This window comes from Tardiphaga alba (assembly GCF_018279705.1).
Taxonomy (GTDB): domain Bacteria; phylum Pseudomonadota; class Alphaproteobacteria; order Rhizobiales; family Xanthobacteraceae; genus Tardiphaga; species Tardiphaga alba.
The window spans coordinates 3,566,700-3,591,453 of the sequence record NZ_CP036498.1; the positions used below are offsets into that span (position 1 = coordinate 3,566,700).

The following is a 24,754-nucleotide window of genomic DNA, read 5'->3' on the forward strand; positions in this document are numbered from 1 at the left end:
AGAAGCCTCGTAAATAAAGAGCTGGATTGCTTCGTCGCTTCGCTCCTCGCAATGACGGCACTAAATGACCGTCCTTACTGATAGATCGGGAAACGATCCGTCAGTGCCTTCACCTTGTCCTTCACCGCGGCTTCCACCAGCGGGGCCGAGCCATCACCGGACTGCGCCACCGCGCTCAGCACTTCGGCGATGAATTCGCCGGCCTGCTTGAACTCGTCGGTACCGAAGCCGCGGGTGGTCGCAGCGGGCGTGCCGAGACGGATGCCCGAGGTGACCCACGGCTTCTCGGGGTCGAACGGCACGCCGTTCTTGTTGCAGGTGAGACCGGCGCGGACGAGCGCCTTCTCCGACACATTGCCCTTGAGGCCCTTCGGCCTGAGGTCCACCAGCATCAGATGGTTGTCGGTGCCGCCGGAGACAATGTTGAAGCCCTGCGCCACCAGCGTCTCGGCCAGTGCCTTGGCATTGGCGACGACGTTTGCGGCATAGGTCTTGAATTCCGGCTGCAGCGCTTCCTTGAAGGCGACGGCCTTGGCGGCGATGACATGCATCAGCGGGCCACCCTGCAGGCCCGGGAAGATCGCCGAATTCAGCTTCTTGTGCAGCGCCTCGTCATTGGTAAGGATCAGGCCGCCACGCGGGCCGCGCAGCGACTTGTGCGTGGTGGTCGTGGTGACATGCGCATGCGGCACCGGCGATTCATGCACGCCGCCCGCGACAAGGCCGGCGAAGTGGGCCATGTCGACCAGCAGATAGGCGCCGACGCTATCGGCGATTTCGCGGAAACGCTTGAAGTCCCACGAGCGCGAATAGGCGGAGCCGCCGGCGATGATCAGCTTCGGCTTCACCTCTTCGGCCTGCTTGGCAATGGCGTCCATGTCGAGCAATTGATCGTCCTCGCGCACGGTGTAATGCGCGGGCTTGAACCACTTGCCGGACATGTTGACCGGCGAACCGTGGGTGAGATGACCGCCGGCCGCGAGATCGAGACCCATGAAGGTGTCGCCCGGCTGCAGCAGCGCCAAAAAGACCGCCTGGTTCATCTGGCTGCCGGAATTCGGCTGCACATTGGCGAACTGCGCACCGAACAGCTTCTTGGCGCGCTCGATGGCGAGGTTCTCGGCGATATCGACGAATTCGCAGCCGCCATAATAGCGCGCGCCCGGATAGCCCTCGGCATATTTGTTGGTCATCACCGAGCCCTGCGCTTCCAGCACGGCGCGGCTGACGATGTTTTCCGACGCGATCAGTTCGATCTCATGACGCTGGCGGCCGAGTTCGCCGCGGATGGCATCGGCGATTTCCGGATCGGCCTTGGCGAGCGAGGCTGAGAAGAAGGAGGCATTTGGGGCCGAACTGGTCATCAGGGAATATCTCCAACGCCGCGCCTGGAGGCAGGGAACCGGCGGTCTCGGGGGTGGTCAGGAACTGCGCCCGGATACCATATCTGGCTGGCGGGTCCAAGGATTTGCCGGGTCGGGACAAGATTTAGGCAGCATGGCGCGGCCCACAAGCGGCGGGCTGACATGCGTCATCCCCCCTGTTGTTTGCGGCGCGGGGACGCCGTCACCCTCTTGCCTTCCCACTCCCCCGAAAGAGGGCGCGCGGAACGCCGGGTGCCCGATGCACCCTTGGGCCTGACGCCAATGCCGTCTTCGGCATGGAGCGAAACGCCAGGACTTTCGGACCACGGGCACTTGCTCAACTGCCCGACGTTCCGCACGCGGTGCTGCTTCCGGTTGCTTCGTACTCTCCCGGGTGCTGATTGGTCACCCTAGGGTTGAGATTGTTTTTCAAGCCGGTTGACCTGAAAACCCTCGACCTTGCGTGCCTCTAGGCACAGGACGGCACGACTTGGCCGGCGCTCCGAGGCATCGTCGCCAGCGCCTTGGAAAGATGACTCACGGCGCTTGTGGCAGCCGCCCTGTCGCCCTCCCGCCGCGCCTGACGCCTGCAGTGCGTCACCGCATCCCACCTCGCAGATCGTGACGATCGCGAACCACCCCTCTCAGTGAGGCGGGACGAGAGGGAACATAGTCAATGAGGGAATTAAGTCAAGAACAAAATAGGAACCATTTCGCGCGGGTCTTTTCCCTCCCCCAAAGCCGCGCAGCGGCGCCGTGGGGAGGGTGGCTTGAAGCGAGCGTCCAGCGAGCTTCAAGACGGGTGGGGTCTCTCCCCACGGAAGGACGTCACGTGGTGAACCACCCCACCCCGCCTATCGGCGGACCCTCCCCATTCGCTTCGCTCCGGGGAGGGAGACTGCAGGCCTCCGCGCATCTTCTTCATCCACAAAAAAGCCGGCCATGGCAGCGCCTGCCCGGCCGGCTTTAAACTCTACTCAACGCAACGCTTACAAACCCGTGTAGCCGGCCTTCACCGGATCGTTGCTGCCATCGAGCTCACGCAAGTAAGTCAGGCCGCACACCGTGAGGCGGTGCATGTCGGTCTCGCCGCCTTCAAACAGCGACTGCAGATAACCGGTCACCTTCTCGCGCGCTTCGTCGCTCGCGGCTTCGGCGCGGTTGGCCATGAGATTGTAGGTTTGCATGATCCGGTCGATGGCATGTTGCATGTGTCGTCGTCCCCTGGTGCAGATTCAAAATCGAAGTCCGGACGGATCAGGCTTCACGCCTGCGCCGCCTGGAATTTGGCGATCGCCAGATTGGCGAGGCGAAGCTTGTTGCCCTCGCCGCGATGAAACATCTGCACGATGATCTCGAGCAGCCGGTCATTGGTGATGTAGGTGTCCGGAATGGCGCCGGACCGTCTCAGAAAATTGGCCGCGATCGCATAGGCATCGCCCACGGCCTCGACATTCATCACTTTCAGACCGCGTTCGACCAGCATGGCTCGATCTCCGATGATGCGGGGATAAGCGAACCGGCGGAACTTGGTTCCATCACCGGGAATCTATTTCCGGAATGGGGCGGCATGGAGTCGCTGAGAGGTGGGGAATAAGGCGGCGCGGCGTCCGACCAGGAATTGCTCCAGAACCACTGCGTCGCATCCGATAGCAGTCGCTTCTCATCGTCCTGATGTTCCGAGAACATTATTACTTCGGACCGCGCTTAAGCCGGAACGTCACCAGCGATGCGGGATTGTCGCGGCGAACGTCAACCGAAGGAGACTTCCATGAAGAAGATCATTGTCGGCGCCGCTTGCGCCATCCTGCTGTCGTCCGGCCTTGCCGTTGCCCAGTCCAGCCAGGGCAAAGGCGGTGCAGCGATGACAGGTGAATCCGCAGACCAGACCAAAACACCCGGTGCCGGCATGGCACCAGGCAATCAGCCCAAAGGCGCGATGACCAAGGATAATATGGGCACCAGCGGCATGTCGAAGAACAACAATATGGGCGGCGCCAACAAGAATGGCGATGGCCAGATGACCAAAGGCGGCATGAACAAGTAATTCGACATCAAGGGCTGCACCCGCGTGCAGCCCTTTTCTTTTCGGTCGAAACTAGCTTTGGCCGAAGATCGCCCAGATGACGAATGTGATCGCGCCAGCGAGTAACACGGCGACGATCGCCGAGAGAATTTCGTTTTCCTTGGCCTCGTCATTGCCGTCGAACTTCACCGACCCGCACCTCCCGATGCGACGATGACGCGGCGGCAAACGCATCGTTCCCATCCCTCATGCAGCAACAGCGTGCATCGTGACCGGCCGACCGAGGCATCCTTCAGCGGGACGCGCGACGTGCCGTCATGTGTCGCAGCCGATCCACGATCAGCAGCGCGCCCCACGAGCCGAGCACGGTGATGCCGCCCATGGCTGCAAACAGAACATACTTCAACGGATGCTGCGAGGATGCCAGCGATCCCTCGAGATGAAGCATCGGCAGGATCGCTTCCATCAGACCCATGCCGAACACGATCACCGCCGCGATCCCGCCGACAAAGGCGGCGACAAGACTGGCGATCCATCCGAGCGGGCCGCGCGCATGCGCGGCGGCATCGTGAATGCCGGTGGCCAGCATGGCGGCCAGCGCCACCATCATCATGCCCACGGGGCCGCCGACACTCGCATCGGTGCCGAACACGCCCAGCAGAAGCATCGCCAGCATGGCGACCAGTGCGATCATCTTCACGACGCGATCCTTTCCATCACGTGCCGAGCCACAGCGCCACGAGACCAGCCCCGATACACGCGAGAATGAACAGACAGGGGCCGAGTTCGGAGACGTCATCGAGATCGAAGAAGTCGATGGCGGCCACGCCGAGCTCGCGGACAAACGTCACGGTCGATTTGAACGCGCTCTGAACCATGTTGCGGATCCGGCAAAATGATTAGTCGTGTGCGACCTCATGCGGTTCAACACGCGGCGGGCCGCGCATCCGCGCAGATGAATACCCATGCGCAACGCCACCTGATGGGTCCATCAGTAAGCGTGAGGCTTTTGGTGAGGGTGCGTTACCCATAACCGCCCACCCTTCTGATGATTGGAAATCAGATTCGGTGGTCTCATGAGCTGGCAGGAAGAACGCGACAGATTACTGGCCGACACGCTGGCCTTCGTTCAAAGCGTGGCGGCGCTGGCGCCCGCTGACATACCGGTACAGCAGGCCGCGCCCATGCGCTCAACCCCGCGCCTGTCGGATGCCGACATCCACGCGCAGATGCAGAAACGGCTGGAGGCGTTTCGCAACCGGCAGCGTTTTCTCGAAATCGAACGCGAAACGCATTTCCAGATGGCGATGCAGCGCATCCGCGCCGTGACCGAGCAATGGGCCTAGGCTCTCCCCGGCCCCATGCTCCTGCCCCGTCGACCATGACAGCCTATTTCAGCCGGATTGCCGCCGATCTCTGGGACGGCAAATGGGAAACCATCATCGCCACGCGCGGCGCCTGCGACCGCGAACGGCTGCATATCGAGGCCACCATTCTCTGCCTCTACGGCAAATCGCTCAGCCTGCGCGGATCGCCGGAAAAAGTCCGCGCCACGCTGGCCGCAGCGCGGGGATGATGGTCGCTATCGCTTGCGGCCTTTGTCAGGCGGCTTGAGTGCGCCAGAGATAAGCGAGCAGCCTGACAACCGCCAGCGTGGCGAAAGCGGCCGCGCCATAGACGACGGCATTGACGACAAGGCAGACCGCCATGCCCGCCACCGCGGAGTCGCTGATGGCGCCCCAGAACAGAAAGGCCGCGCCGATGCCCGGCATCTGCCAACTCATCCACATCAGCGCATGGTCGGTCAGCCTGTCCATCACGAACAGAGCTGTCGAGACGAGCACGCCGATCACGGAGGCGATGATGAAGATGGATTTCATGGGATCAACAATTCCACAAGCGCGGTGAAAACCGGCACGACGACAACAGCCACAAGCCCGAGCGCGCCGCCGAGCAGGAGCTTCATGCGCTGCCCTCCGATCTTCGCATCAAGCCAGGTCAATGCCTTGAACACGAGCCGGCGCGCCCCGCGCCACAGGATGGCGCGTAAAACGGGGAACAGAAGATCTTCGATCAAATGAGACATGAACTATGGTCGCGGCAGTGCCGCGAAGGTTCATTCGTGGACCTGCGCATGACGCGCTTTGTCGTCAGCCCGTGAATGTCCGCCCGCGACATGATGGTCAGGAACGAAGCGGACTCCTCCTTGTTTCACCGACACACACATCAAGGGAGGACATCATGGCTCAACGTGAAACCGGCAATCTCATCGGCACCGACAAGGTGGAAGGCACCGCCGTCTATGGCAGCGACCGCGAAAAGATCGGCTCCATCGAGCGCGTGATGCTGGAAAAGGTCAGCGGCAAGGCCTCCTATGCCGTGCTCGGCTTCGGCGGCTTTCTCGGCATCGGCGAGGACCACTATCCCCTGCCCTGGCAGGCGCTGAAATACGACACCGAACTCGGCGGCTATCTCACCAATGTGACCAAGGACCAGCTCCAGGGTGCGCCGAAATATAGCAACGAATCCGACTGGGACTGGCAGGACACCGGCCGCGCCCGCAAGGTGGACGACTATTACGGCACGCCATTCGTGTAATGGCGAGCAGCGACTGAAAACAAAAGGCTCCGGTTCGCCGGGGCCTTTTTGTATGCTGGATGATCGGTGGAAGCTGGCGCAACCTTTCCAGCTCACCGGCATTTCCCAATGCATATGCCGGGTGTCAACCGGCCGTAACGGGGATGATGGACGCGGCGGTTTTGCCGGTTTCTCGTCGCGACAGCAACGCATCGGTACGCGTGGCAATCTAACCCGTTCCCGGCATATGCGCTTTTGCGACACTTGCGCGCGGAGGCGGTGAAAACGACCGATGCGAGCGGCGGAAAACGAGCCGGGAATAGCAGAAAGCGCTTTATACTGGTTTCCTGCCCGCGAGCCAGGAACATAGCGCAGCTGGAATGGCTCCCATCAGCCAGACTTTTGGTGACCCCGACACGCCGAGCAGTTGACGAGCAATCAACTCGGCAAGGAGGATTGCAAACAACACCGTCACGGCCATGCGAAGATAGATCGACTGTCCGGAGAGCGACCAATCCACAGCAGCGGTCATGGACGCAGGGACAAGCCCAATCGGGTACACATAGGCCAATGTCATGAAGATGAATCCGATTGTCGAGGCCGCCGTTGCTTCGGGCGCAAGGAAGATCGCCAGTGCGACAGGTGGAACGAGAGCCGCAAAAATCAAAAATCGCTTCATCAGATCATCTCCAGTAGCTATTGGTCTGATCTGGAGAGATTTCGTTCAACGTCTTCAGCCGCATGCACGCGGTGTCTGCGCAAAGCGCCAGCGCTCTCCCCATCCTGCGATCCGCATTCCCTCAAAAGAAAAAGGCGCCCGTTGCGGGGCGCCTTTGTCGTTTGATCGGCCGTCTGCATCTTGCGTGCATTTCGGCGTTGCTTTCGGAGGGCAAAATTCCGTTAGCGGCAGTGTCGACTTGGAGGGTCGAAGTTAGAGTCCGAAAATTCTCAGAGGCGATACAGGATCTGGTCGGTCCAGAAGCGCTCGAGGCGATGCAGCGACTTGTTGAGGGTCGCGAATTCTTCGTTCGAGATGCCGCCGACCTGCTCCACCGTCTTCACATGCTTGGCGTAGAGCGCCTCGACGATGTGGCGGATTTCCTGGCCCTGCTGGGTCAGGCGGATGCGGACCGAGCGACGATCGACGCGCGAACGCTGATGATCGAGGAAGCCGAGTTCGACGAGCTTCTTCAGATTGTAGGAGACGTTGGAGCCGAGATAGTAGCCGCGGGTGCGCAGCTCGCCAGCGGTCAATTCCTTGTCGCCGATATTGTAGAGCAGCAGCGCCTGCACGGAATTGATGTCGGCGCGGCCGCGGCGGTCGAACTCGTCCTTGATGACGTCGAGCAGACGGCGATGCAGACGCTCGACGAGCGTGAGAGCTTCCAGATAGAGCGGCTGGACCGGCGCCTGGCCGGGAACGAGATCGACGCTTTCCACCGTCGCAACGGACTTCATCATGACACTACCCCTGCTGTCGTTTTTATCGACTTATTCGACGAAACTTGTGTCTCGTCTGATAGGCCCAACTTAAGCGGCGGCTTTGAAGAAGCGCCTAAAAAAGACGATAAAGAGAACATGAATTTGCGAGGGTAAATCGTCGATTAAGTCTACAAAAACAGGCCTTTTTTGCAGTTTTTGATTCACGATGTGAGACTGATGTTCGCATCATGTTCGCGCCCCTGTCCGGATGCGGGACAGGATCGTTCAAATGCGAAAGATTGGGGTAAGATTCCTCACCGGCCCATTAGGGTGACCGAGGGGTTACCGGGGTTAATGGGAATAAATTTCTGAAAATTTGAAGGGATTTGCGGCTGGCTGAGGGCGTAGCCCGGATGGAGCGCAGCGCAATCCGGGGACCGGCGTTTCAAAACATCGCCGGTCCCTGCATTACGCTCCGCTCCATGCAGGCTACAACGTCAGGCCACGCCCCGCGTACGGCCTTCCCAATAGGGCGCGCGGAGCGCCTTGCGATCGATCTTCCCGAGACCCGTCACTGCAATCTCGGTCACGAAGTCGATGCTCTTCGGCGACCATGGTGCACCGCGCTTGTCTTTCACATGCGCCTGCAATTCCTCGACGGAATTATTGGCACCGGCCTTCAGCACGACAAAGGCTTTCACCGCCTCGCCCCATTTCGCATCGGGAATGCCGATGACAGCGGCGGACGCCACCGCATGATGTGCCATCAACGCATCCTCCACCTCGCGCGGATAAATGTTGAAGCCGCCGGAGATGATCATGTCCTTGGTGCGATCGACGATATAGAAGAAGCCATCCGCATCCTTCACCGCGACATCGCCGGTGTGCAGCCAGCCGCCGCGGAAAACTTCTTCGGTGGCATCCGGGCGCTTCCAGTAGCCGTCCATCACCAGCGAGCCGCGCACGCAGATCTCGCCGGGCGCACCGATGGCGACTTCGTTGAGATCGCTGTCGAGCAGCTTCACTTCCACCATCGGATTGGCGCGGCCGCAGGAGCCGAGACGGCCGGGCTTGGTGTCGTCGTGATCGATCTTGCGCATGGTCGTGATGATCTGCGGCGCTTCGGTCTGGCCGTAGAGCTGCACGAACACATTGCCGAAGATACGCACGCCCTCGCGCAGGCGATCCGGCGACATCGGCGCGGCGCCATAGACGATCATGTCGAGCGACGAGCTGTCGTATTTCTTGCGCAACTCCTGCGCATCGATGAGCGCATAGATCAGCGTCGGCACCAGGAAGGTCGCGGTGATCTTCTCTTCATGCACCACGCGCAGATAGGTCTCGGCGTCAAAACCCTGCACCAGTCGCGTAAAGCCGCCGCGCAGCATCACCGGGAAAATGGTGATCCCCGCGGCATGGCTGATCGGGGTCGCTGCGAGATAGCGGATGTCGCGCGGCCAGTCCCAGTCGGCAATGATGGCGAGGGACATGGCGACCACCACGCGATGCGGGTTCATCACGCCCTTTGAGCGACCGGTGGTGCCGCCCGTGTAAGAGAGCCAGCAGATGTCGTCCACATGGCTCTCGTCCACCAGCGGCTCCGGCTTGATGGCGGGCAATTCGGTGAGGAGATCGCGGACGCCATCCACCGCGCCGAAGGAATACAGATGCTTGAGGCTCGGCACGCGTGCCTTCAGCGCCTTGCCGCGTTCGGCGAATTTGCCGCCCTCGACGATCAGCACGTCGATCTCGGCGTCTTCCACGATGAAGGCGTGATCGTCCTCGGCGGCCATGGGATGCAGCGGCGTGTAGCGGATGCCCATGATGGCGGCGGCGGAGATCGCGGCCCAGGTCTCGGCGCGGTTGCCGGAGAGCACGGACAGGCCACTGGTCTTGGTCAGGCCGAGGCTGCGGAACAGGCCGATGAAGCACGCGACCACATCGCCATATTCGCGATAGGTCCAGCGCGTGGTGCCATCGGCAATGGCGGGTTGGTCGGCGTAACGGGCGATGGCGCTGACGAGAAGGCTGCCGACGGTGCCGCCGGAACGAAGATGGCTCACTGTTTTCTCCCTTTGATGCGGACCGTTCTTTGCGGTCTTCGCGGAAATCGTAGCCCGGATGGAGCGCAGCGCAATCCGGGGACCGGCGGATCAATATGTCGCCGGTCCCTGCATTACGCTGCGCTCCATGCAGGCTACAAGAAGTCTATGGCGGGCGTTCCCGCGCCGCCATCCATGCCAGCGCAAGATAGGCTGCAAGAAACGCAGCCTGGAAACCAACCACGATGAGGTTGCCGCCATAGATGGTGGGAAACATCAGCTCGATCACCGCCATGGAGACCACGGTAGTGAGCCACACCACGGCGCCCCACGGCGTCGCCAGCCACAGGCCGACGGCGCTGACCAGCTCGATGACGGCGAAATAGATGGTGGCGGACTGCCAGGCCATGGACTGGGCCTCGAAGGCATCGTCCTCGGTGCCGACAAAGCCGGTCACCTGCGCCCAGTGATAGAGGCCCTGCAGCATCGAAACGGCCGCCATGACGCGCAGGAACAGCACCAGGCGGCGGGTCCAGACGTTTTCGTCGCTTTCGATGCGCCCGGCGGAGATCGCGGCATCGGACAGGCCGAGGTCGCGGGCGGGCTCGCGCGCGCCGACGTCGCGTGGCTTCGACTCAGGCATCGCGCACCCGCGACGGTGCCGCCTTCATGCGGAATTGGAACAAGGGTCGATTCATGGGTCATTTTGTGGCCCGGCGGGCCAGCGAAATCAATGCATTGCAGCCCTGCCCGTACACAGGATCGCGGTGACGGGACCGGCCAGAAATGCTAGACTTGGAACAAGTCCAGATTGCGGACCCACTTAAGTGACTGGTTCAGGAGACGGTATCATGGCGATCAAGTTCGGGCGGCCCATTGAATTGCGTGAACAGGCACCCCGCTCTTCCGTCTATGACGCTCCCTCGCTCGGCCTCTCCACCCGCCTGCGCCGCAACCGCAAGAGCGAATGGGCGCGCCGCCTGGTGCGCGAAAACGCCGTCACCACCGACGACCTGATCTGGCCGCTGTTCGTGGTCGAGGGCGACAATGCGCGCACGCCGATCGCCTCGATGCCCGGTGTCGAGCGCCTGACCATCGATCAGGTGGTGCGCGACGCCGAACGCGCGGTGGCGCTCGGCATCCCCTGCATCGCACTATTCCCCTATACCGATCCGGCGCTGCGCGACGAGACCGGCTCGGAGGCCTGGAACGGCAACAATCTCGTCTGCCAGTCGGTGCGCGCCATCAAGAAGGAATTCCCCGATCTAGGCGTGCTCTGCGATGTCGCGCTCGATCCCTATACCAGCCATGGTCATGACGGCCTGCTGCAGGGTGGCCGCATTCTCAATGACGAGACCGTCGCGGTGCTGGTGCGCCAGGCGCTGGTGCAGGCGGAAGCCGGCTGCGATGTCATCGCGCCATCGGACATGATGGACGGCCGCGTCGGCGCCATCCGCGAGGCGCTGGACGATGCCGGCTTCGGCGATGTGCAGATCATGGCCTATGCGGCGAAATACGCCTCGGCCTTCTACGGCCCGTTCCGCGATGCCATCGGCTCGGCCAAGGCCCTGAACGGCGACAAGCGCACCTATCAGATGGACCCCGCCAATTCCGATGAGGCGATCCGCGAGGTCGAACTCGATCTGGCTGAAGGCGCCGACATGGTGATGGTGAAGCCGGGCATGCCCTATCTCGACATCATCCGCCGCGTGAAGGACACGTTTGCGGTGCCGACCTTCGCGTATCAGGTGTCGGGCGAATATGCGATGATCATGGGCGCCATCAACAATGGCTGGCTCGACCGCGATCGCGTGATCATGGAAAGCCTCGTCGCGTTCAAGCGCGCCGGCGCCGATGGCGTGCTGACTTACTTCGCGCCGGAAGCAGCGGAACGGATCCGCGCTGGGCGATAAGACTTGCGAGGCGGCGATGCTCCGATCCCTGCAGACGCTGCGTGACACATCATTGGATGCGCGCATTCTCGCATCCGATGACGATCACCTGGCCCTGCTCGGCGGCGGCGACGATTATCATACGCCGTGGCACTGGCACGATTGCCTGATGATCATGCTGCCGCGCATCGGCGCGGTGGATTTTCGCGATGAGAGCCGCACGGCCAGCAACTGGCTCAGCGAAGCGCAATTCGCCGTGGTGCCCGCGACGCTGTCGCACCAGACATCGGCGCGCCGGGGCGGCCACGATCACCTCGCCATCTATACGAGCGACGACCAGCTGGCAGCGATCGAAGCGCGGCTCGGCTCGCTCAGCCGCATCCGCGCAAAACTCCATGTGCCGACATTTTTCAGCACCACGCCGCAGATGCGGGTGCTGCTCGGCCTGTGCCAGGCCAGCGATCTCACAGATCGCGCGGCGCAGTCCATCCGTGGGCATCTGGTTTCGGCGCTTCTGATTGATTGTCTCGCGCAGATCGAGCGCGGCGATCCATTGGCGATGCCGAGTGCAGCCGCGCATGGCGATGCGCTGGTATCCGAGGTGAAAGCCTATATCGCGACCAACGTCTCCGACGCTTTGTCGCTCGATCACCTCGCCGAGACGTTCGGCCTGTCACGCCGCCACGTGACGCGCCTGTTTCGCGACAAGACCGGCATGAGCATCGGCGACTATCACGACCGCGAGCGGATCACGCGTGCACGCGCATTGCTGGGGACCACCGATCTGCCGGTTGGCGAGATCGCCTGGCGTGTGGGCCTGGACTCTGGCTCGGCACTTGCGCGGCTGATGCGCCGCGCCGCCGGCCTGTCGCCGAGCGATGTCCGCCGGATGGCCCGATCCGACACGCATTGAGGCCCGCTGGGTCGCGCGGGGTGGCGAACATGCCGCGTAGTCTCGTTCACAAAGCCCGTCATTGCGAGGAGCCCTCGCGACGAAGCAATCCAGTTCTTACGGCGCTTGCCGCCTTCTGGATTGCTTCGTCGCTTCGCTCCTCGCAATGACGAGTATTTCCAACGGGATTTCTCCATCATGACCGCCGTTACTCTCGTCAACGTGTTCACGCATCAGGGCGCGGGCGGTAATCCCTGCCCCATCGTGGTCGATGCCTCTGCCCTCGCGCCATCGGACATGCAGCGCATCGCCGCCGACTACGGCCATGAATCCGGCTTCGTGCTGCCGGCTGCCAGCGGCGATTCCGATTACATCTTCCGCTTCTGGGTGCCACGCCATGAAATGGAAATGTGCGGCCACGCCACCATCGGCGCCTTGTGGACGATGGCGACGCTGGGGCAGCTCGGCTCAAACCAAATTCGCATCGAGACCCGCAGCGGGCCGGTGACGGGTTTTGTCGATACGGCTGATATCGCAGACCCTTACGTGGAGATCACCCAGCCGGTGGGGAAAGTCGTCGATCTCACGAAAGAACAGGAAGATGCCGTGCTTTCAGCACTGCGGATCACCCGCGCGGACCTGCTCGACCTGCCCCTGCAGAATGCCGTCACCTCGCGCGTGAAAACGCTGATCCCGATGAAGAGCGTGGAGCTTTTGAACGACCTGCAAACCATCATGCCGACCACCGAAGCCTGCTGCGAGAGCATCGGCTCCACCGGGCTCTATCCCTATGCGATCCACAGCGAGAGCGAACGTCGTTTCGAAGCGCGGCAGTTTCCAAAATCGTCGGGCTATCCGGAAGACGCCGCCACCGGCATCGCCGCGGCTGCGCTGGCCTTCGGGCTGCTGAAGAACAAGCTTGTCTCCGCCGACAGCGCGCGCATCACCGTGCTGCAGGGACGGCCACTCGGCGCGCTGTCCGAGATCGGCGTGCGCCTCGGTTTTGCCGGTGACGCGCCGGTCGGCTGCCTGGTCGGCGGAAGGACGCAACTGGCATGACACTCCCTGCCGCATTATCCGCCTTCGAAGCAGCCTATGGCTTTGCCCGCAGCGATGTCCGTCTCGACAACTGGCGGCAGACGCCGTGGAATGTCTGGGCGTTTCGCCACGTCTCCGAACTCATTCCGACCGCACGTATCGCGGCGACACCGGGGCTGGTGGAGGACGCCGCCGTCGATCCCGGCGATCTCCTCCGTCAGACACTCGTATTCGGTGGCAACACGTTGACCATCGCCGACGCATTGCGCCAGACGTTCACCGATGCCCTCGTTGTGATGAAATCCGGCCGCATCGCTGCCGATTTTCACGCGCCGAATTTCACGCTGCAGTCGCGGCACATCCTGTTCTCGTCCAGCAAGTCGGTGACGGCGGTGGTCGCAGGCATCGTGCATGGCGACGGGCTGATCGATCTCGATGCGCCCGTGCCGCATTACGTTCCCGAGCTCGCATCATCAGCCTATGCGGATGCGCGCCTCCGCGACGTGCTCGACATGCGGGTGAGCCTGGATTTCTCCGAGACTTATCTCGACCCGCGCGGCGATTTCGCCCGCTATCGCCGCGCCGGCCTGCTCGAGCCGGCGGTGCCCGGCGACACGCCCGACTCACTCATCTCCTTCCTAGCCACGCTGCAAAAGGGCGCCTCTGGGGATCACGGCGGGCCATTTCACTACTGCTCGCCCAATTCGGACGTGCTCGGCCTCGTGATCGAACGCGCGACCGGCCAGCGTTTCAACGACTTTGTCTCGGCGCGCCTGTGGCAACCGATCGGCGCGCGGCAGGATGCCTATATCACGGTGGATGCCACCGGCCTCGCCCGCACCGGCGGCGGCTTCTGTATGACGCCGCGCGACTTCGCCCGGATCGGCGAGCTGATGCGCTACGGCGGCATGGCGAATGGACAACGCGTCCTCTCCGACGCCTGGGTGGAGGACACCATTGCCCACGGCTCCACGGAGGCCTGGCAGGCGGGTCCGGGTGTCGAATGGCTGCCCGCGGGGCGCTACAGCAACAAATGGTATCAGACCGGCAATGCCAGCGGCGCCTTCTTCACGCTCGGCATCCACGGACAGATGCTCTATGTGGACCCGCGCGCAGAGATGACCGTCGCAAAGTTCTCGTCGCAGCCGGAACCGGTGAACAACGACCTCAAGCGGCTAAACCTTGCGCTGTTCGACGCGCTGGCGAAGCAGGTGTGATCCCGTCGCACTTGTACCCTCCCCTGATCATCTCCATGTGATCCCTTGTGATGAGGGAGGAGCCATCCATGTCCGACACCGGTCCGCGCAACGACAGCCAGCAGGGTGATACCTGGCGCAGCAACGGCGCGCCGCCCCGCGCCTATGCGTTCGATCCCTATGCGCAGCCCGACCTGTTCCAGGGCGTGCTGGCGCGGCGCATGGTCGCCTTCCTGATCGACGCGGTGGTCATCACCATCCCGATCATTCTGGCCTGCGTGTTCATCGCGGTGTTCGGCGTCGTCACCTTCGGCCTCGGCTGGGGCCTGTTCTGGCTGATCTCGCCGGCCACGGTGATCTGGCCCATCGTGTATTATGGGATGTCGCTGGGCGGACCGCATTCCGCAACCTGGGGCATGCGGATGATGGATGTGCAGATGCGCACCTTCTCGGGCCAGCCCGGTTATTTCGTCCTCGGCTGCGCCCATGCGGTGCTGTTCTGGGCCTCGGTGTCGCTGCTGACGCCGCTGGTGCTGATCGTCGCCCTGCTCAACGACCGCCGGCAGCTGCTGCACGACCTCGTGCTGGGAACCGTGGTGGTGAATGCGTCAGTGGCGCGGGCCAAGGTCAGCTACGCCGGCTGAATTTGACGGTGATCAACCGGGCTGATCGGTAAATTCATTGACCGTTAGCCCGGTCGGCGCAATGCTGTGCCTGCCTGCTTCGGAGCCCCATATCGACCCGTGACCCAGCACTCCCGCGACACCCCGCAATTCTACCTGACGGCGCCGTCGCCCTGCCCGTATCTGGCCGGCCGACAGGAGCGCAAGGTGTTCACGCATCTGGTGGGCGACAAGGCCGGCGATCTCAACGACCTCCTGACCCATGGCGGCTTCCGCCGCAGCCAGTCCATCGCCTATCGCCCGGCCTGCGACCAGTGCCGCGCCTGCGTCTCGGTGCGCGTGGTCGCCAACGAATTCCAGCCCTCGCGCAATTTTCGCAAGGTGCAGGCGCGCAATGCCGATGTGATCGGCGAGCAGCGCAGCGCGGTGCCGACCTCCGAGCAGTATTCCGTCTTCCGCGCCTATCTCGACCAGCGCCATCGCCACGGCGGCATGGCCGACATGACCGTACTCGACTACGCGATGATGGTGGAGGACTCACACGTCGAGACCCGCATCATCGAATATCGCCGCCGTGGGCCGGACAGCGGCATCACCGGACGTGGCGAGGACCTGCTGGCGGTCGCGCTCACCGATGTGCTGAGCGACGGACTGTCGATGGTCTATTCGTTCTTCGAGCCCGGCGAGGAAGCGCGCTCGCTCGGCACTTTCATGATCCTCGATCACATCGAGCGCGCGAAGAAGATGGGATTGCCTTACGTCTATCTCGGCTACTGGATCGAGGGATCCAAGAAGATGGACTACAAGGGGCGATATCTGCCGCAGCAGCGGCTGGCGCCGAGTGGATGGCTGCGCGTGGACGAGCGCGGCGAAATGGTGGGCGAGCCGGAGGAGTAGCTCTTTTGTAGCCTGGATGGAGCGAAGCGAAATCCAGGAACTGTAGAACGAGTTGAAACGCCGGTCCCCGGATTGCGCTTCGCTCCATCCGGGCTACGACATCACCCGAAGAAGAAATCCACCACCAGCTTGACATTCAGCGCGATGATCACCACCGCGGTGATGACGGCCAGCGCCGTCACCCAGCGCGGCGCGATGAAGGGGCCCATCTTGCGCTTGCTGGCGGTGAACAGCACCAGCGGCACCACGGCAAACGGCAACTGCAGGCTCAGCACCACTTGGCTGAGAATGAGCAGCTGCCCCGTCCCCTTCTCGCCATACCAGATGGTCACGCCCACCGCCGGCACGATGGCGATCATGCGCGTGATCATGCGGCGCAGCCACGGCGCCATCTTCAGCCGCAGGAAGCCTTCCATCACGATCTGGCCGGACAGCGTGGCGGTGATGGTCGAGTTCAACCCGCAGCACAACAGCGCGATGGCGAACAAAGTCGGCGCGAGGCTGGAGCCGAGCAGCGGCGCGAGAAACGCATGCGCCTGATCGAGCTCGGCCACTTCGGTCTGGCCGGATTTGTGGAAGGTCGCGGCCGCGAGGATCAGGATCGAGGCATTGATGGTCAGCGCGAGACACAGCGCGATCGTCGAGTCCCATGTGGACAGCTTGATGGCTTCCTTGCGCTCCTCCACGCTTGGACCATAGCCGCGCGTCTGCACCAGACCGGAATGCAGATAGAGATTATGCGGCATCACCGTCGCGCCGAGAATGCCGAGAGCGAGGAACAGCATCTCCTTGTTCCTGACGATCTCGGTGGTCGGCGCGAAGCCGCGGATCACCTGCCCCCAATCGGGATCGGCCATGGCGATCTGGATCGCAAAACACGCCGCGATGACGCCGAGCAGCGCGACGACGAAGGCCTCGATCCAGCGGAAGCCATAGGCCTGCAGCGCGAGGATGAGAAACACGTCGGCCGCCGTGATGATGACGCCGATCTCAAGCGGAATGCCGAACAGGAGATTGAGGCCGATGGCGGTGCCGATGACTTCGGCGAGGTCGGTCGCTGTGATGGCGATCTCCGCCGAGATCCACAGCAGCCAGGCGACCGGCTTTGGATAGGCATCGCGGCACGCCTGGGCAAGATCCCTGCCCGCTCCGACACCGAGGCGCGCGCAGAGCGATTGCAGCACGATGGCCATCAGGTTGGAGACCAGCGCCACCGTCAGCAACGCGTAACCGAATTTCGAGCCGCCGGCGAGCGAAGTGGCCCAGTTGCCGGGGTCCATATAGCCGACGGCGACGAGATAGCCGGGGCCGAGAAACGCCACCAGCTTGCGCCAGAACGAGCCGTTCTTGACCGTCCGCACCGAGCCGAACATGCCCGCCAGCGACGGATCGCCCCCGCTCGACCGCCAGCCGGGCAGTTCGACGGCAGGCGCGGAGGTGGAACTCAACGGTTCAGCAGCGGCAGCGGGCGATTTGGCATCCATGTTAGCAAAATGGCCGAAAACGCCGCTTATTGCAACTCACTTGCAAGTGCATCTGGACGGCTTGGGGCATCGATTTCAATCACACCCCGTGCAATCTCACCTCTCCTATCCAGGGACATCCAGCCTGAGCCTCCTGTCGGGTGTTAGGACAGTTTGTATCCGGCCGCTTCCACAAACGGACGAAGATTCTGGCGGCCGCCCATATAGTCCATGCTTGTCATGGCCTTGACGACGCTGCCCGACCAAGTTTTCGGTCTCATCTGCTGCCCATCGCGGAATTTCCGATACGCTTCCTCATAAGCGGCGAGAACGGCTTTATGATCTCGCGGTGTGTAGGTATCGTGATGGACGACCACGGACTGCATTGCCACGTAAACCGGGCGCGACAGAATGATCCGTGTGATGATTTGAATTCGATAAGTGGACACCGCGCATATGGTGAAACCCACAGATGCTTCATCGAGGGGGACGCCACAGTGATCGCGATCGATGACCGCACGACAATCGGCGAAGCCTTCCAGCTGGCTGCAGCGGCCTATGGCCCCCGCCCCTTCCTGGCGGCCCCGGTCGGCCCGCATCGCGCCTATCACCAGCAAGGCTACGAGATCGATTTCGCCACCGCCGCACGGGAGGTGCAGCAGCTTTGCGAGGCCTACAAATCTCGCGGCTTCGGCCACGGCCATCGCATTGCGATGCTGCTCGACAACCGGCCCGAGCATCTGCTGCACAAGCTCGCACTGAACACGCTCGGCATTTCCTGCGTTCCGGTCAATCCCGACTATCGCGCCAGCGAGATCGCCTATCTCCTGGAGAATTCCGAGGCCGATCTGGCGATCGTCTCCAACGAGCGTCGCGAACAGCTCGATGCCGGCATGGCCATCAGTGCCCACAAGGCGCCAATCGTTCCATTTGACGATTTGTCTTCGCTGCCGGTGCCAGCGAAACCCGCGCGCACCGATCCTGTCACCAGCGAGACCGAAGCAAGCGTTCTCTACACATCCGGCACCACCGGCCGGCCCAAGGGATGCATGCTGTCGCACGGCTATGAGCTTGCCTCCGGCGCATGGTATGCGACACGCGGGCATCTGGCGGCGTTTCGTCCCGAGGGCGAGCGGCTTTACAATCCCCTGCCCCTCTATCACGTCAATTCGTCGATCCTGTCCTTCCACTGCGTGATGCTAACCGGCAGCTGCCAGATCCAGCCTGACCGCTTCAATCCGACGCGCTGGTGGAGCGAGGTCACGCAGACACGCGCAACCATCATCCACTATCTCGGCGTCATCGTCCCGTTGCTGCTCAACATGCCGCCCAGTGCCGAGGAGCGCGATCATTCCGTCCGCTTCGGCATCGGCGCGGGCGCCGAACCGCAACTCCATGCCTTGTTCGAAAAACGCTTCAATCTGCCGCTGATCGAGATCTGGGGCATGACCGAAATGGTTCGGGTGTTGCTCGATCACGAAGCGCCGCGCCAGGTCGGCACGCGGGCATTCGGGCGCCCGGCTGCAGGCGTCGAGGTGCGCGTGATCGATGAACACGACAATGACGTGGCCCGCGGCTCGCCCGGCGAGATGGTCATCCGCTACAATGCGGAAACGCCGCGCCGCCATTTCTTCTCGGGCTATCTCAAGGATGAGAAAGCGACGGTCGATGCCTGGCGTGGCAGCTGGTTTCACACCGGCGATACCGTGCGTCAGGATGACGACGGCATGCTCCATTTCGTCGACCGCAAGAAGAACATCATCCGGCGTTCCGGCGAGAATATCGCGGCCGCCGAGATCGAAGCTGTTCTGCAGTCGCACGATCTCGTCAAACAGGTCGCCGTGCTGGCCGTCCCTGACGAGTTGCGCGAGGAAGAGGTCTTTGCCTGCGTCGTCCTGTCCGATCCGCAAACGGCGGACGGCGCGGCCGAGACCCTGTTCCAGCACTGCAACCGCGAGCTCGCTTATTTCAAGTCGCCGGGCTGGCTGCTGTTCGTGGACAGCCTGCCGACCACCGGCACGCAGAAGATCCAGAAGCACCACATCTTCCCAAACGGGCAGGATCCACGCAGCAGCGCGGGCGTGCACGATCTGCGCGAGCGCAAGAAGCGCGATCCGGCCAGGAAAGGCTGACCGACCGGGTCCGCCGATATTCCCATTCACGTTCACCGCCCATATAAACCGGCCAGCATCACATCGGGGCGTGGGACCAGAACGTTGACGGGCGAAAGACGGGCGGTATGAAAAGGGTTGCGTTTCTCTGCGCTGGCGGCGTGATGCTGTTGCTCGGCGTCATCGGAATCGTGACGCCCCTGCTGCCGACCGTGCCCTTTCTGATTGTCGCAGCATGGTGTTTCGGAAGATCGTCACCGCGCCTTGAAGCATGGATGCTCAATCATCCCCGCTTCGGCCCGAGCCTACGACGCTGGCGCGAGCAAGGCGCGATCCCTCGCCGCGCCAAATGGATGGCAGTGACCGGCATGACGATCGGATATGCCGTGTTCTGGACGCAGGCCCGACCCGGCTGGATGCTCGCGACAGCGGTGGCGATCATCATGCTGGGCTCGGCCAGCTATGTCGTGTCACGACCCGAGCCGGCCGCGGCCGATCAGTGAATCGACGCCTGGCTCGGGCCTGGACAGGCTCTGGCAGATTTCGTCAGCCAACAAGGATGCCGAGCGCGAGATGTTCGATGCGCGATGCAGCCGGATGTCGGCACCAGGCAGGACGGGCATTCCGTCGCGATCGGTGAGCGCACGAAGCCGCGCGGGAAAAGTGCCGGACTTCACGACGGTCACAGCAAGGCCTTGCGCGACGACGGCTTCGACTGCCGCAAGACTATGGCTCACGAACGCCATACGCCAGGGGCGCCCTGCACGATCGAGCGCTTCCGTCGCCCATTTGCGGAACAGGCATCCCTGCGGATAGAGCGCGACCGGGATCGGGTCCAGCGTCTCGGCCGCATGCGATGCGCCGCCGGCCCACATCGCCTGCTCGCGCCGCAGGAACTGGCCTTCGCCCGAGCCTTCCGGATGCATCGCGATGACGAGATCGAACGACTTTCCCAGCCTGCCGATCATCGCGCCAGTCAGACCTGTCTCCATCTCCACATGGATCCGCGTATATCGGCTGACGAAGCGCGACAGCAGCGGCGGCATGACGACGCTGCCATAGTCGTCCATCACGCCGATCCGCACCACGCCCTCGATGGCGCCTTCGCGCAGCCGGCTGAGCGCTTCATCGTTCAGATGCAGGATGCGTCGTGCATAGACAAGCAGTCCCTCCCCCGCCGCGCTGAGCGCGACATTGACCTTGCTGCGCGAAAATAGTTCGGCCCCGATCACTTGCTCCAGGCGCTTGATCTGCATGCTGACGGCCGACTGGGTGCGGTTTAGCGCTGCCGCGGCACGTGTGAACGAGCCGTGGTCGGCCACCGCAACAAACGCCTTGAGAAGATCAGGATCGAGAACGGGCGTGCTCATTTCGAATATTGATAAGAAGCATCATGGAAACTCGATTTGGTGATGCTGATCCCATCGCTAGGCTCGCGCAACTGGAAATGTTGAGGGAACCGCAATGGGTGAGTTCGTGGGCGTGCTCGCTGCCGCGCTGTCGAGCGCGCTTGGCGGGGCGTCGATCGGCGTCACCCGTTTCGTGCGCGATACTGTCGATCCGCCTGCGATCGGCGCGTTTCGTTTCGGCTTCGGCTTCGCCTTTCTGTTGCCGGTCGCCCTTGCGCAGAAAGCCAAATGGCCGGCACGCGCCGACTGGGCGGCGGTCGGCGGCCTCGGCCTACTGTTCTTCGCGCTGTTCCCGATCCTGTTCAATGCATCGCTGATTTTTACAACAGCAGCGCGCGGCTCGCTGGCGCTGTCCACGCTGCCGCTGCTGACCATGGTGGTCGCCGCCTGCCTCGGCGTGGAGCGCCTGACCCCACGCAAGACCACGGGTGTGCTGATCGCCATGACGGGCGTCGCACTGGCGTTGCTGTCGGGCCTCACATCCGTGCCGCCGGGCGCCTGGCGTGGTGATGCCCTGATGCTCTGCGCCGCAGTCTGCATGGCCTTCTACAGCGTATGGTCGCGGCCCTTCATTCGCCGTTCGGGACCACTACAATTCACGACCATGGGAATGGGCGTCGGTGCACTCTGTCTCGTTTGCATATCGGCGATACAGGGCAGCTTCGCGCCTGTCGCGCATTTCGGTCTGCCTCAGTGGTCGGCCATGCTTTATCTCGGCCTGTTCGGTAGCGCGCTGACATTCTTTCTGTGGTCCTACGCGTTGAGCCGAACGACACCGACACGCGTCACGATCTCCATCACCGTCAACCCGATCGCAGCGACCTCGGTGGGGGCCGTGCTTCTGGGCGAGCCCATCGGCTGGCCTCTGATTGCCGGCATATTGGCCGTGGCCATTGGGATCTGGATCGCGACGACGACAGGGCAGACCCACTCACGCATGTCAGCGCGCCCAGATTGAGGTGTCGAAACCACGCCGGCCTGAGAGTGCCGTTCCATCATCTGCTGACGATGTCTGCGCGGCCCGATGATGGCAGCTGCGCGATCCGCCACTTCTCGGTAATCGGGTGGCTGCGATCTGTTGGCTCCGCCATGGTGACCCCTGCACATCAGGATCCGCCATGACCAACGCCCCGGCCAACCGCTTGCCTCCCGGTTTCAATCGCCTCGCCTGGTCCAACCTCGCGGCGCAATCGGCCGAACAGATCGCGCTGGCTGCAGTGCCGATCGTGGCGGTGTTGTTGCTCGGCGCCGGAGAAGGCCAGACGGGCCTGTTGCAGACGGCGCTGACGCTGCCCTTCATCCTGTTCGCCATTCCGGCCGGCCTGCTTGCAGACCGGATGTCGCGACGGGTGCTGATGGCCGGTGCCGAGGCGCTGCGCGCGGCGGCATTGCTGATCACGCTGGCGCTGATCTGGTGGGGGATGATGACCATGCCGCTGCTGGCCGCGCTCGGCTTTGTCGCCGTCTGCGGCACCGTGGTCTACAGCGTCGCGGCGCCATCGCTGGTGCCCTTGCTCGTTGCGCCGGCATTCCTGAACGCCGCCAATGCGCGGATCGAGCTGGCCCGCACGGTGGCCTTCGCCGGCGGCCCCGCGGTCGGCGGCGCGCTGGTAGGGTTTATTGGCGCGGCGCTCGCGTTTGGCGTTGCCGCGGCGCTTTCCGTTCTCGCCGTGATCTGCCTCGCCGGTCTCCATGAACCCGCACGCGCGCCCGTTCGGCATCGCAAGCCAATGCAGGACATCGCGGAAGGGCTATCCTTCGTCGCGCGGCATCCGCTGCTGCGACCGGTCTTCACCGTCCAGCTCATCTTCAGTTCGGTCTTGTTCATGACGCTTGCCGTCTTCGTGCCCTATGCCGTGCGCCATCTTGGCCTGACGGCCACCGGTGTCGGCATCACGCTGGCCATGTATGGCGTCGGCATGATGATCGGCGCGCTGTCGGCGACGCGGGTGATGAAGCACCTGCCCTTCGGCACGGTGATCGCGCTCGGTCCCGTCACCGGCTTCGTGTCGTCGCTTGTGATGGCGCTCACGATCTGGGTCCCCTCGCCGGTGCTGGCCGGGCTGGCCTTCTTCCTGCTCGGCGCCGGGCCGATCCTCTGGGTGATCTCCACCGCGACGCTGCGCCAGTCGGTGACGCCGCCGAGCCTGCTCGGGCGGGTCTCCGCCATCAATATTCTGAGCTATGGCGCGCGGCCGATCGGCACCGGCATCGCGGCGGTGGTCGGCGGGCTCTACCACGCCGAGGCCTGCCTCTATCTCGCCGTCGCCGGCTTTGCCTGGCAGGCTCTGGTGATTCTGAACTCGCCCGCTGTCGCCTTGACGCGGCAGCCGGACATGGCGGTCGATCTGCCCGACGCGCTTCCAACGAAAGTCTAATAGCTGTTGTGTAGTTCGTCTGTAGTTCAGCCTTCGCTGATGCACTCCCCGCATTGCAGCACGTCTTGTTAGTGTAGTTATGCCGCGTCCAAGCGTCGCAGCGAGGCGATGTTTCTTGCCAAAGCACCGGGCAAGCCTTTGTCTTGACCGCAATCAACAAGGTCAGTCCGCAAAGGACGACCACTCGGGGAGAACACGATGACCAACACCAAGGACAGGACTCCGTCCCGCCGCCGCTTTCTGAAGGTCGCGACTGCCGGCGCAGCCGCAACTGTTGCGGCACCGGCCCTCGCCCAGAGCACCGGTCCGATCAATATGCGCTGGCAGAGCACCTGGCCGGCCAAGGACATCTTCCACGAATACGCGCAGGACTACGCCAAGAAGGTCAATGACATGACCGGCGGCGACCTCAAGATCGAGGTGCTGCCGGCGGGCGCTGTGGTGCCGGCTTTCGGCCTGCTCGATGCGGTGTCGAAAGGCACGCTCGACGGTGGCCATGGCGTGATGGTCTATCACTACGGCAAGCAGACCGCGCTGGCGCTGTGGGGCTCGGGTCCCGCTTACGCCATGGACGCCAACATGCTGCTGGCCTGGCACAAATTCGGCGGTGGCAAGGAGCTGCTGGCCAAGCTCTACGCCTCGATCAATGCGAATGTCGTGTCGCTGCCCTACGGGCCGATGCCGACACAGCCGCTGGGCTGGTTCAAGAAGCCGGTGCAGAAGGCCGAAGACCTCAAGGGCGTGAAATTCCGTACCGTCGGCATCTCCATCGACGTGTTCACCGGCCTCGGCGCTGCGGTGAATGCGCTGCCCGGCGGCGAAATCGTCTCGGCGATGGATCGCGGCCTGCTCGATGCCGCCGAATTCAACAATGCCTCGTCGGACCGCATTCTCGGCTTTGCCGACGTCTCCAAGGTCTGCATGCTGCAGAGCTATCACCAGAATGCCGAGCAGTTCGAGATCCTGTTCAACAAGACCAAATACGACGCTCTGCCCGAGAAGCTGCGCGCCATCATCGCGGGTGCCGCGGATGCTGCCGGTCAGGAGATGTCGTGGAAGGCCATCGACCGCTATTCGCAGGACTATGCGGACCTGCAGAGCAAGGACAAGGTGAAGTTCTACAAGACGCCGGACTCGATCCTGCAGAAGCAGCTCGAGGCCTATGACGAGGTGGTCGCCAAGAAGTCGGCGGAGAACCCGCTATTCAAGGAGATCGTCGAGTCGCAGCTGGCCTTCGCCAAGCGCGCGACGCAGTGGGAGCAGGACACGGTGGTCAATCGCCGCATGGCCTATAACCACTATTTCGGACCGAACGCGAAGAAGCGGACGTAAGGCCAGCAGGCCAACCGATATCGCATCATCCGGGACCACCTCCCGGATGATGCTTCGCTATTGCCGATCGCATTTCGCCTGCCCTTGCTCTT

General features: G+C 62.9%; 29 protein-coding genes. 15 read left to right on the plus strand and 14 right to left on the minus strand.

The features are described from left to right. Positions 1-74 precede the first annotated feature (74 nt). The 3 genes from glyA to RPMA_RS16845 all read right to left on the minus strand — a co-directional run bounded on the left by glyA (position 75) and on the right by RPMA_RS16845 (position 2,850). Entirely contained in the window at positions 75-1,364 is a 1,290-nt protein-coding gene (gene glyA, locus RPMA_RS16835) for a serine hydroxymethyltransferase (RefSeq protein ID WP_211908863.1), read from the minus strand. Positions 1,365-2,353: 989 nt separating this feature from the next. After that, complete coding sequence (locus tag RPMA_RS16840; RefSeq protein ID WP_211908864.1) at positions 2,354-2,575, minus strand: hypothetical protein; 222 nt, start codon at positions 2,573-2,575, stop codon at positions 2,354-2,356. Between the two features lie 53 nt (positions 2,576-2,628). Beyond that, positions 2,629-2,850: a hypothetical protein gene (locus RPMA_RS16845; RefSeq protein WP_211908865.1), complete on the minus strand. Its 222-nt coding sequence runs from the start codon at positions 2,848-2,850 to the stop codon at positions 2,629-2,631. A 285-nt stretch (positions 2,851-3,135) separates the two neighbouring features. Here RPMA_RS16845 and RPMA_RS16850 point away from each other — a divergent pair, with 285 nt between their 5' ends. Beyond that, positions 3,136-3,411 (plus strand): hypothetical protein, encoded by a 276-nt coding sequence (locus tag RPMA_RS16850; protein ID WP_211908866.1) that lies wholly within the window; start codon positions 3,136-3,138, stop codon positions 3,409-3,411. 271 nt (positions 3,412-3,682) lie between these two features. Here RPMA_RS16850 and RPMA_RS16855 read toward each other — a convergent pair whose 3' ends face one another. Next, on the minus strand, positions 3,683-4,090 hold the full coding sequence (locus RPMA_RS16855; protein ID WP_211908867.1) for a hypothetical protein: 408 nt from the start codon (positions 4,088-4,090) through the stop codon (positions 3,683-3,685). Positions 4,091-4,106: 16 nt separating this feature from the next. Beyond that, positions 4,107-4,268 (minus strand): hypothetical protein, encoded by a 162-nt coding sequence (locus RPMA_RS16860; protein WP_211908868.1) that lies wholly within the window; start codon positions 4,266-4,268, stop codon positions 4,107-4,109. A 198-nt stretch (positions 4,269-4,466) separates the two neighbouring features. On the opposite strand from RPMA_RS16860, the gene RPMA_RS16865 reads away from it, so the two are divergent. Continuing rightward, a complete protein-coding gene (locus RPMA_RS16865) occupies positions 4,467-4,736 on the plus strand; it encodes a hypothetical protein (RefSeq protein WP_211908869.1) in 270 nt (89 codons plus the stop codon). 35 nt (positions 4,737-4,771) lie between these two features. Then, positions 4,772-4,966 (plus strand): hypothetical protein, encoded by a 195-nt coding sequence (locus RPMA_RS16870; protein WP_211908870.1) that lies wholly within the window; start codon positions 4,772-4,774, stop codon positions 4,964-4,966. A gap of 25 nt (positions 4,967-4,991) precedes the next feature. On the opposite strand, the gene RPMA_RS16875 is transcribed toward RPMA_RS16870, so the two are convergent. Together RPMA_RS16875 and RPMA_RS16880 are read right to left on the minus strand one after the other, a co-directional pair. Continuing rightward, positions 4,992-5,270 (minus strand): hypothetical protein, encoded by a 279-nt coding sequence (locus RPMA_RS16875; RefSeq protein WP_211908871.1) that lies wholly within the window; start codon positions 5,268-5,270, stop codon positions 4,992-4,994. Beyond that, on the minus strand, positions 5,267-5,476 hold the full coding sequence (locus RPMA_RS16880) for a hypothetical protein (protein WP_211908872.1): 210 nt from the start codon (positions 5,474-5,476) through the stop codon (positions 5,267-5,269). Before RPMA_RS16880 ends, RPMA_RS16875 begins: the two co-directional genes overlap by 4 nt. Before the next feature lie 155 nt (positions 5,477-5,631). Between RPMA_RS16880 and RPMA_RS16885 the strand changes: the two genes are divergently transcribed. Next, the gene (locus tag RPMA_RS16885) at positions 5,632-5,988 is read left to right on the plus strand and encodes a PRC-barrel domain-containing protein (RefSeq protein ID WP_211908873.1); all 357 of its coding nucleotides are present in this window, start codon (positions 5,632-5,634) and stop codon (positions 5,986-5,988) included. Positions 5,989-6,301: 313 nt separating this feature from the next. Here RPMA_RS16885 and RPMA_RS16890 read toward each other — a convergent pair whose 3' ends face one another. From RPMA_RS16890 to RPMA_RS16905, 4 genes are all read right to left on the minus strand, one after another. After that, complete coding sequence (locus RPMA_RS16890) at positions 6,302-6,646, minus strand: hypothetical protein (RefSeq protein ID WP_211908874.1); 345 nt, start codon at positions 6,644-6,646, stop codon at positions 6,302-6,304. A 269-nt stretch (positions 6,647-6,915) separates the two neighbouring features. Next, positions 6,916-7,428 (minus strand): transcriptional regulator LdtR, encoded by a 513-nt coding sequence (ldtR, locus tag RPMA_RS16895; RefSeq protein WP_211908875.1) that lies wholly within the window; start codon positions 7,426-7,428, stop codon positions 6,916-6,918. A gap of 458 nt (positions 7,429-7,886) precedes the next feature. Then, on the minus strand, positions 7,887-9,452 hold the full coding sequence (locus RPMA_RS16900) for an AMP-binding protein (protein ID WP_211908876.1): 1,566 nt from the start codon (positions 9,450-9,452) through the stop codon (positions 7,887-7,889). 145 nt (positions 9,453-9,597) lie between these two features. Beyond that, positions 9,598-10,074, minus strand: coding sequence for a DUF6163 family protein (locus RPMA_RS16905; protein WP_211908877.1), 477 nt, complete (start codon positions 10,072-10,074; stop codon positions 9,598-9,600). A 208-nt stretch (positions 10,075-10,282) separates the two neighbouring features. Between RPMA_RS16905 and hemB the strand changes: the two genes are divergently transcribed. The 6 genes from hemB to RPMA_RS16935 all read left to right on the plus strand — a co-directional run bounded on the left by hemB (position 10,283) and on the right by RPMA_RS16935 (position 15,969). Further along, positions 10,283-11,344, plus strand: a complete 1,062-nt coding sequence (gene hemB, locus RPMA_RS16910; protein WP_211908878.1) for a porphobilinogen synthase — start codon at positions 10,283-10,285, stop codon at positions 11,342-11,344. A gap of 16 nt (positions 11,345-11,360) precedes the next feature. Further along, positions 11,361-12,236, plus strand: a complete 876-nt coding sequence (locus RPMA_RS16915) for a helix-turn-helix domain-containing protein (RefSeq protein ID WP_211908879.1) — start codon at positions 11,361-11,363, stop codon at positions 12,234-12,236. 177 nt (positions 12,237-12,413) lie between these two features. After that, positions 12,414-13,274 carry a PhzF family phenazine biosynthesis protein gene (locus RPMA_RS16920; protein WP_211908880.1) on the plus strand — a complete coding sequence of 287 codons (861 nt, stop codon included), beginning with the start codon at positions 12,414-12,416 and terminating at the stop codon, positions 13,272-13,274. Next, complete coding sequence (locus tag RPMA_RS16925; RefSeq protein WP_211908881.1) at positions 13,271-14,470, plus strand: serine hydrolase domain-containing protein; 1,200 nt, start codon at positions 13,271-13,273, stop codon at positions 14,468-14,470. The genes RPMA_RS16920 and RPMA_RS16925 overlap by 4 nt, the downstream gene beginning before the upstream one ends. A gap of 68 nt (positions 14,471-14,538) precedes the next feature. Beyond that, complete coding sequence (locus tag RPMA_RS16930; RefSeq protein ID WP_211908882.1) at positions 14,539-15,093, plus strand: RDD family protein; 555 nt, start codon at positions 14,539-14,541, stop codon at positions 15,091-15,093. A 99-nt stretch (positions 15,094-15,192) separates the two neighbouring features. Then, positions 15,193-15,969 (plus strand): arginyltransferase, encoded by a 777-nt coding sequence (locus tag RPMA_RS16935; RefSeq protein WP_211908883.1) that lies wholly within the window; start codon positions 15,193-15,195, stop codon positions 15,967-15,969. 101 nt (positions 15,970-16,070) lie between these two features. Here RPMA_RS16935 and RPMA_RS16940 read toward each other — a convergent pair whose 3' ends face one another. Both RPMA_RS16940 and RPMA_RS16945 read right to left on the minus strand, forming a co-directional pair. Next, positions 16,071-17,453, minus strand: coding sequence for an Nramp family divalent metal transporter (locus RPMA_RS16940; protein ID WP_211908884.1), 1,383 nt, complete (start codon positions 17,451-17,453; stop codon positions 16,071-16,073). Positions 17,454-17,596: 143 nt separating this feature from the next. Further along, on the minus strand, positions 17,597-17,902 hold the full coding sequence (locus RPMA_RS16945; protein ID WP_211908885.1) for a nitroreductase family protein: 306 nt from the start codon (positions 17,900-17,902) through the stop codon (positions 17,597-17,599). Positions 17,903-17,929: 27 nt separating this feature from the next. Between RPMA_RS16945 and RPMA_RS16950 the strand changes: the two genes are divergently transcribed. Together RPMA_RS16950 and RPMA_RS16955 are read left to right on the plus strand one after the other, a co-directional pair. Then, on the plus strand, positions 17,930-19,564 hold the full coding sequence (locus RPMA_RS16950; RefSeq protein WP_211908886.1) for an AMP-binding protein: 1,635 nt from the start codon (positions 17,930-17,932) through the stop codon (positions 19,562-19,564). A 107-nt stretch (positions 19,565-19,671) separates the two neighbouring features. After that, positions 19,672-20,046 carry a YbaN family protein gene (locus RPMA_RS16955; protein WP_211908887.1) on the plus strand — a complete coding sequence of 125 codons (375 nt, stop codon included), beginning with the start codon at positions 19,672-19,674 and terminating at the stop codon, positions 20,044-20,046. Here the strand turns inward: RPMA_RS16955 and RPMA_RS16960 are convergent. Then, entirely contained in the window at positions 20,014-20,913 is a 900-nt protein-coding gene (locus RPMA_RS16960; protein ID WP_211908888.1) for a LysR family transcriptional regulator, read from the minus strand. The two genes, RPMA_RS16955 and RPMA_RS16960, sit on opposite strands and share 33 nt — an antisense overlap. Positions 20,914-21,007: 94 nt before the next feature. Between RPMA_RS16960 and RPMA_RS16965 the strand changes: the two genes are divergently transcribed. The 3 genes from RPMA_RS16965 to RPMA_RS16975 all read left to right on the plus strand — a co-directional run bounded on the left by RPMA_RS16965 (position 21,008) and on the right by RPMA_RS16975 (position 24,662). Continuing rightward, complete coding sequence (locus tag RPMA_RS16965; protein ID WP_211908889.1) at positions 21,008-21,910, plus strand: DMT family transporter; 903 nt, start codon at positions 21,008-21,010, stop codon at positions 21,908-21,910. A 160-nt stretch (positions 21,911-22,070) separates the two neighbouring features. Continuing rightward, the gene (locus RPMA_RS16970; protein WP_211908890.1) at positions 22,071-23,330 is read left to right on the plus strand and encodes an MFS transporter; all 1,260 of its coding nucleotides are present in this window, start codon (positions 22,071-22,073) and stop codon (positions 23,328-23,330) included. Positions 23,331-23,528: 198 nt separating this feature from the next. Then, positions 23,529-24,662: a TRAP transporter substrate-binding protein gene (locus RPMA_RS16975; protein WP_211908891.1), complete on the plus strand. Its 1,134-nt coding sequence runs from the start codon at positions 23,529-23,531 to the stop codon at positions 24,660-24,662. Positions 24,663-24,754 lie beyond the last annotated feature (92 nt).

Coding starts and splice junctions, on each gene's coding strand:
- RPMA_RS16915 (WP_211908879.1), top strand. CDS start 11,361: ATGCTCCGATCCCTGCAGACGCTGCGTGACACATCATTGGATGCGCGC.
- RPMA_RS16940 (WP_211908884.1), bottom strand. CDS start 17,453: ATGGATGCCAAATCGCCCGCTGCCGCTGCTGAACCGTTGAGTTCCACC.
- RPMA_RS16960 (WP_211908888.1), bottom strand. CDS start 20,913: ATGAGCACGCCCGTTCTCGATCCTGATCTTCTCAAGGCGTTTGTTGCG.
- RPMA_RS16970 (WP_211908890.1), top strand. CDS start 22,071: ATGACCAACGCCCCGGCCAACCGCTTGCCTCCCGGTTTCAATCGCCTC.
- RPMA_RS16885 (WP_211908873.1), top strand. CDS start 5,632: ATGGCTCAACGTGAAACCGGCAATCTCATCGGCACCGACAAGGTGGAA.
- glyA (WP_211908863.1), bottom strand. CDS start 1,364: ATGACCAGTTCGGCCCCAAATGCCTCCTTCTTCTCAGCCTCGCTCGCC.
- RPMA_RS16965 (WP_211908889.1), top strand. CDS start 21,008: ATGGGTGAGTTCGTGGGCGTGCTCGCTGCCGCGCTGTCGAGCGCGCTT.
- ldtR (WP_211908875.1), bottom strand. CDS start 7,428: ATGATGAAGTCCGTTGCGACGGTGGAAAGCGTCGATCTCGTTCCCGGC.
- RPMA_RS16865 (WP_211908869.1), top strand. CDS start 4,467: ATGAGCTGGCAGGAAGAACGCGACAGATTACTGGCCGACACGCTGGCC.
- RPMA_RS16930 (WP_211908882.1), top strand. CDS start 14,539: ATGTCCGACACCGGTCCGCGCAACGACAGCCAGCAGGGTGATACCTGG.
- RPMA_RS16870 (WP_211908870.1), top strand. CDS start 4,772: ATGACAGCCTATTTCAGCCGGATTGCCGCCGATCTCTGGGACGGCAAA.
- RPMA_RS16850 (WP_211908866.1), top strand. CDS start 3,136: ATGAAGAAGATCATTGTCGGCGCCGCTTGCGCCATCCTGCTGTCGTCC.
- RPMA_RS16955 (WP_211908887.1), top strand. CDS start 19,672: ATGAAAAGGGTTGCGTTTCTCTGCGCTGGCGGCGTGATGCTGTTGCTC.
- RPMA_RS16880 (WP_211908872.1), bottom strand. CDS start 5,476: ATGTCTCATTTGATCGAAGATCTTCTGTTCCCCGTTTTACGCGCCATC.
- hemB (WP_211908878.1), top strand. CDS start 10,283: ATGGCGATCAAGTTCGGGCGGCCCATTGAATTGCGTGAACAGGCACCC.
- RPMA_RS16920 (WP_211908880.1), top strand. CDS start 12,414: ATGACCGCCGTTACTCTCGTCAACGTGTTCACGCATCAGGGCGCGGGC.
- RPMA_RS16875 (WP_211908871.1), bottom strand. CDS start 5,270: ATGAAATCCATCTTCATCATCGCCTCCGTGATCGGCGTGCTCGTCTCG.
- RPMA_RS16860 (WP_211908868.1), bottom strand. CDS start 4,268: ATGGTTCAGAGCGCGTTCAAATCGACCGTGACGTTTGTCCGCGAGCTC.
- RPMA_RS16925 (WP_211908881.1), top strand. CDS start 13,271: ATGACACTCCCTGCCGCATTATCCGCCTTCGAAGCAGCCTATGGCTTT.
- RPMA_RS16840 (WP_211908864.1), bottom strand. CDS start 2,575: ATGCAACATGCCATCGACCGGATCATGCAAACCTACAATCTCATGGCC.
- RPMA_RS16890 (WP_211908874.1), bottom strand. CDS start 6,646: ATGAAGCGATTTTTGATTTTTGCGGCTCTCGTTCCACCTGTCGCACTG.
- RPMA_RS16845 (WP_211908865.1), bottom strand. CDS start 2,850: ATGCTGGTCGAACGCGGTCTGAAAGTGATGAATGTCGAGGCCGTGGGC.
- RPMA_RS16975 (WP_211908891.1), top strand. CDS start 23,529: ATGACCAACACCAAGGACAGGACTCCGTCCCGCCGCCGCTTTCTGAAG.
- RPMA_RS16905 (WP_211908877.1), bottom strand. CDS start 10,074: ATGCCTGAGTCGAAGCCACGCGACGTCGGCGCGCGCGAGCCCGCCCGC.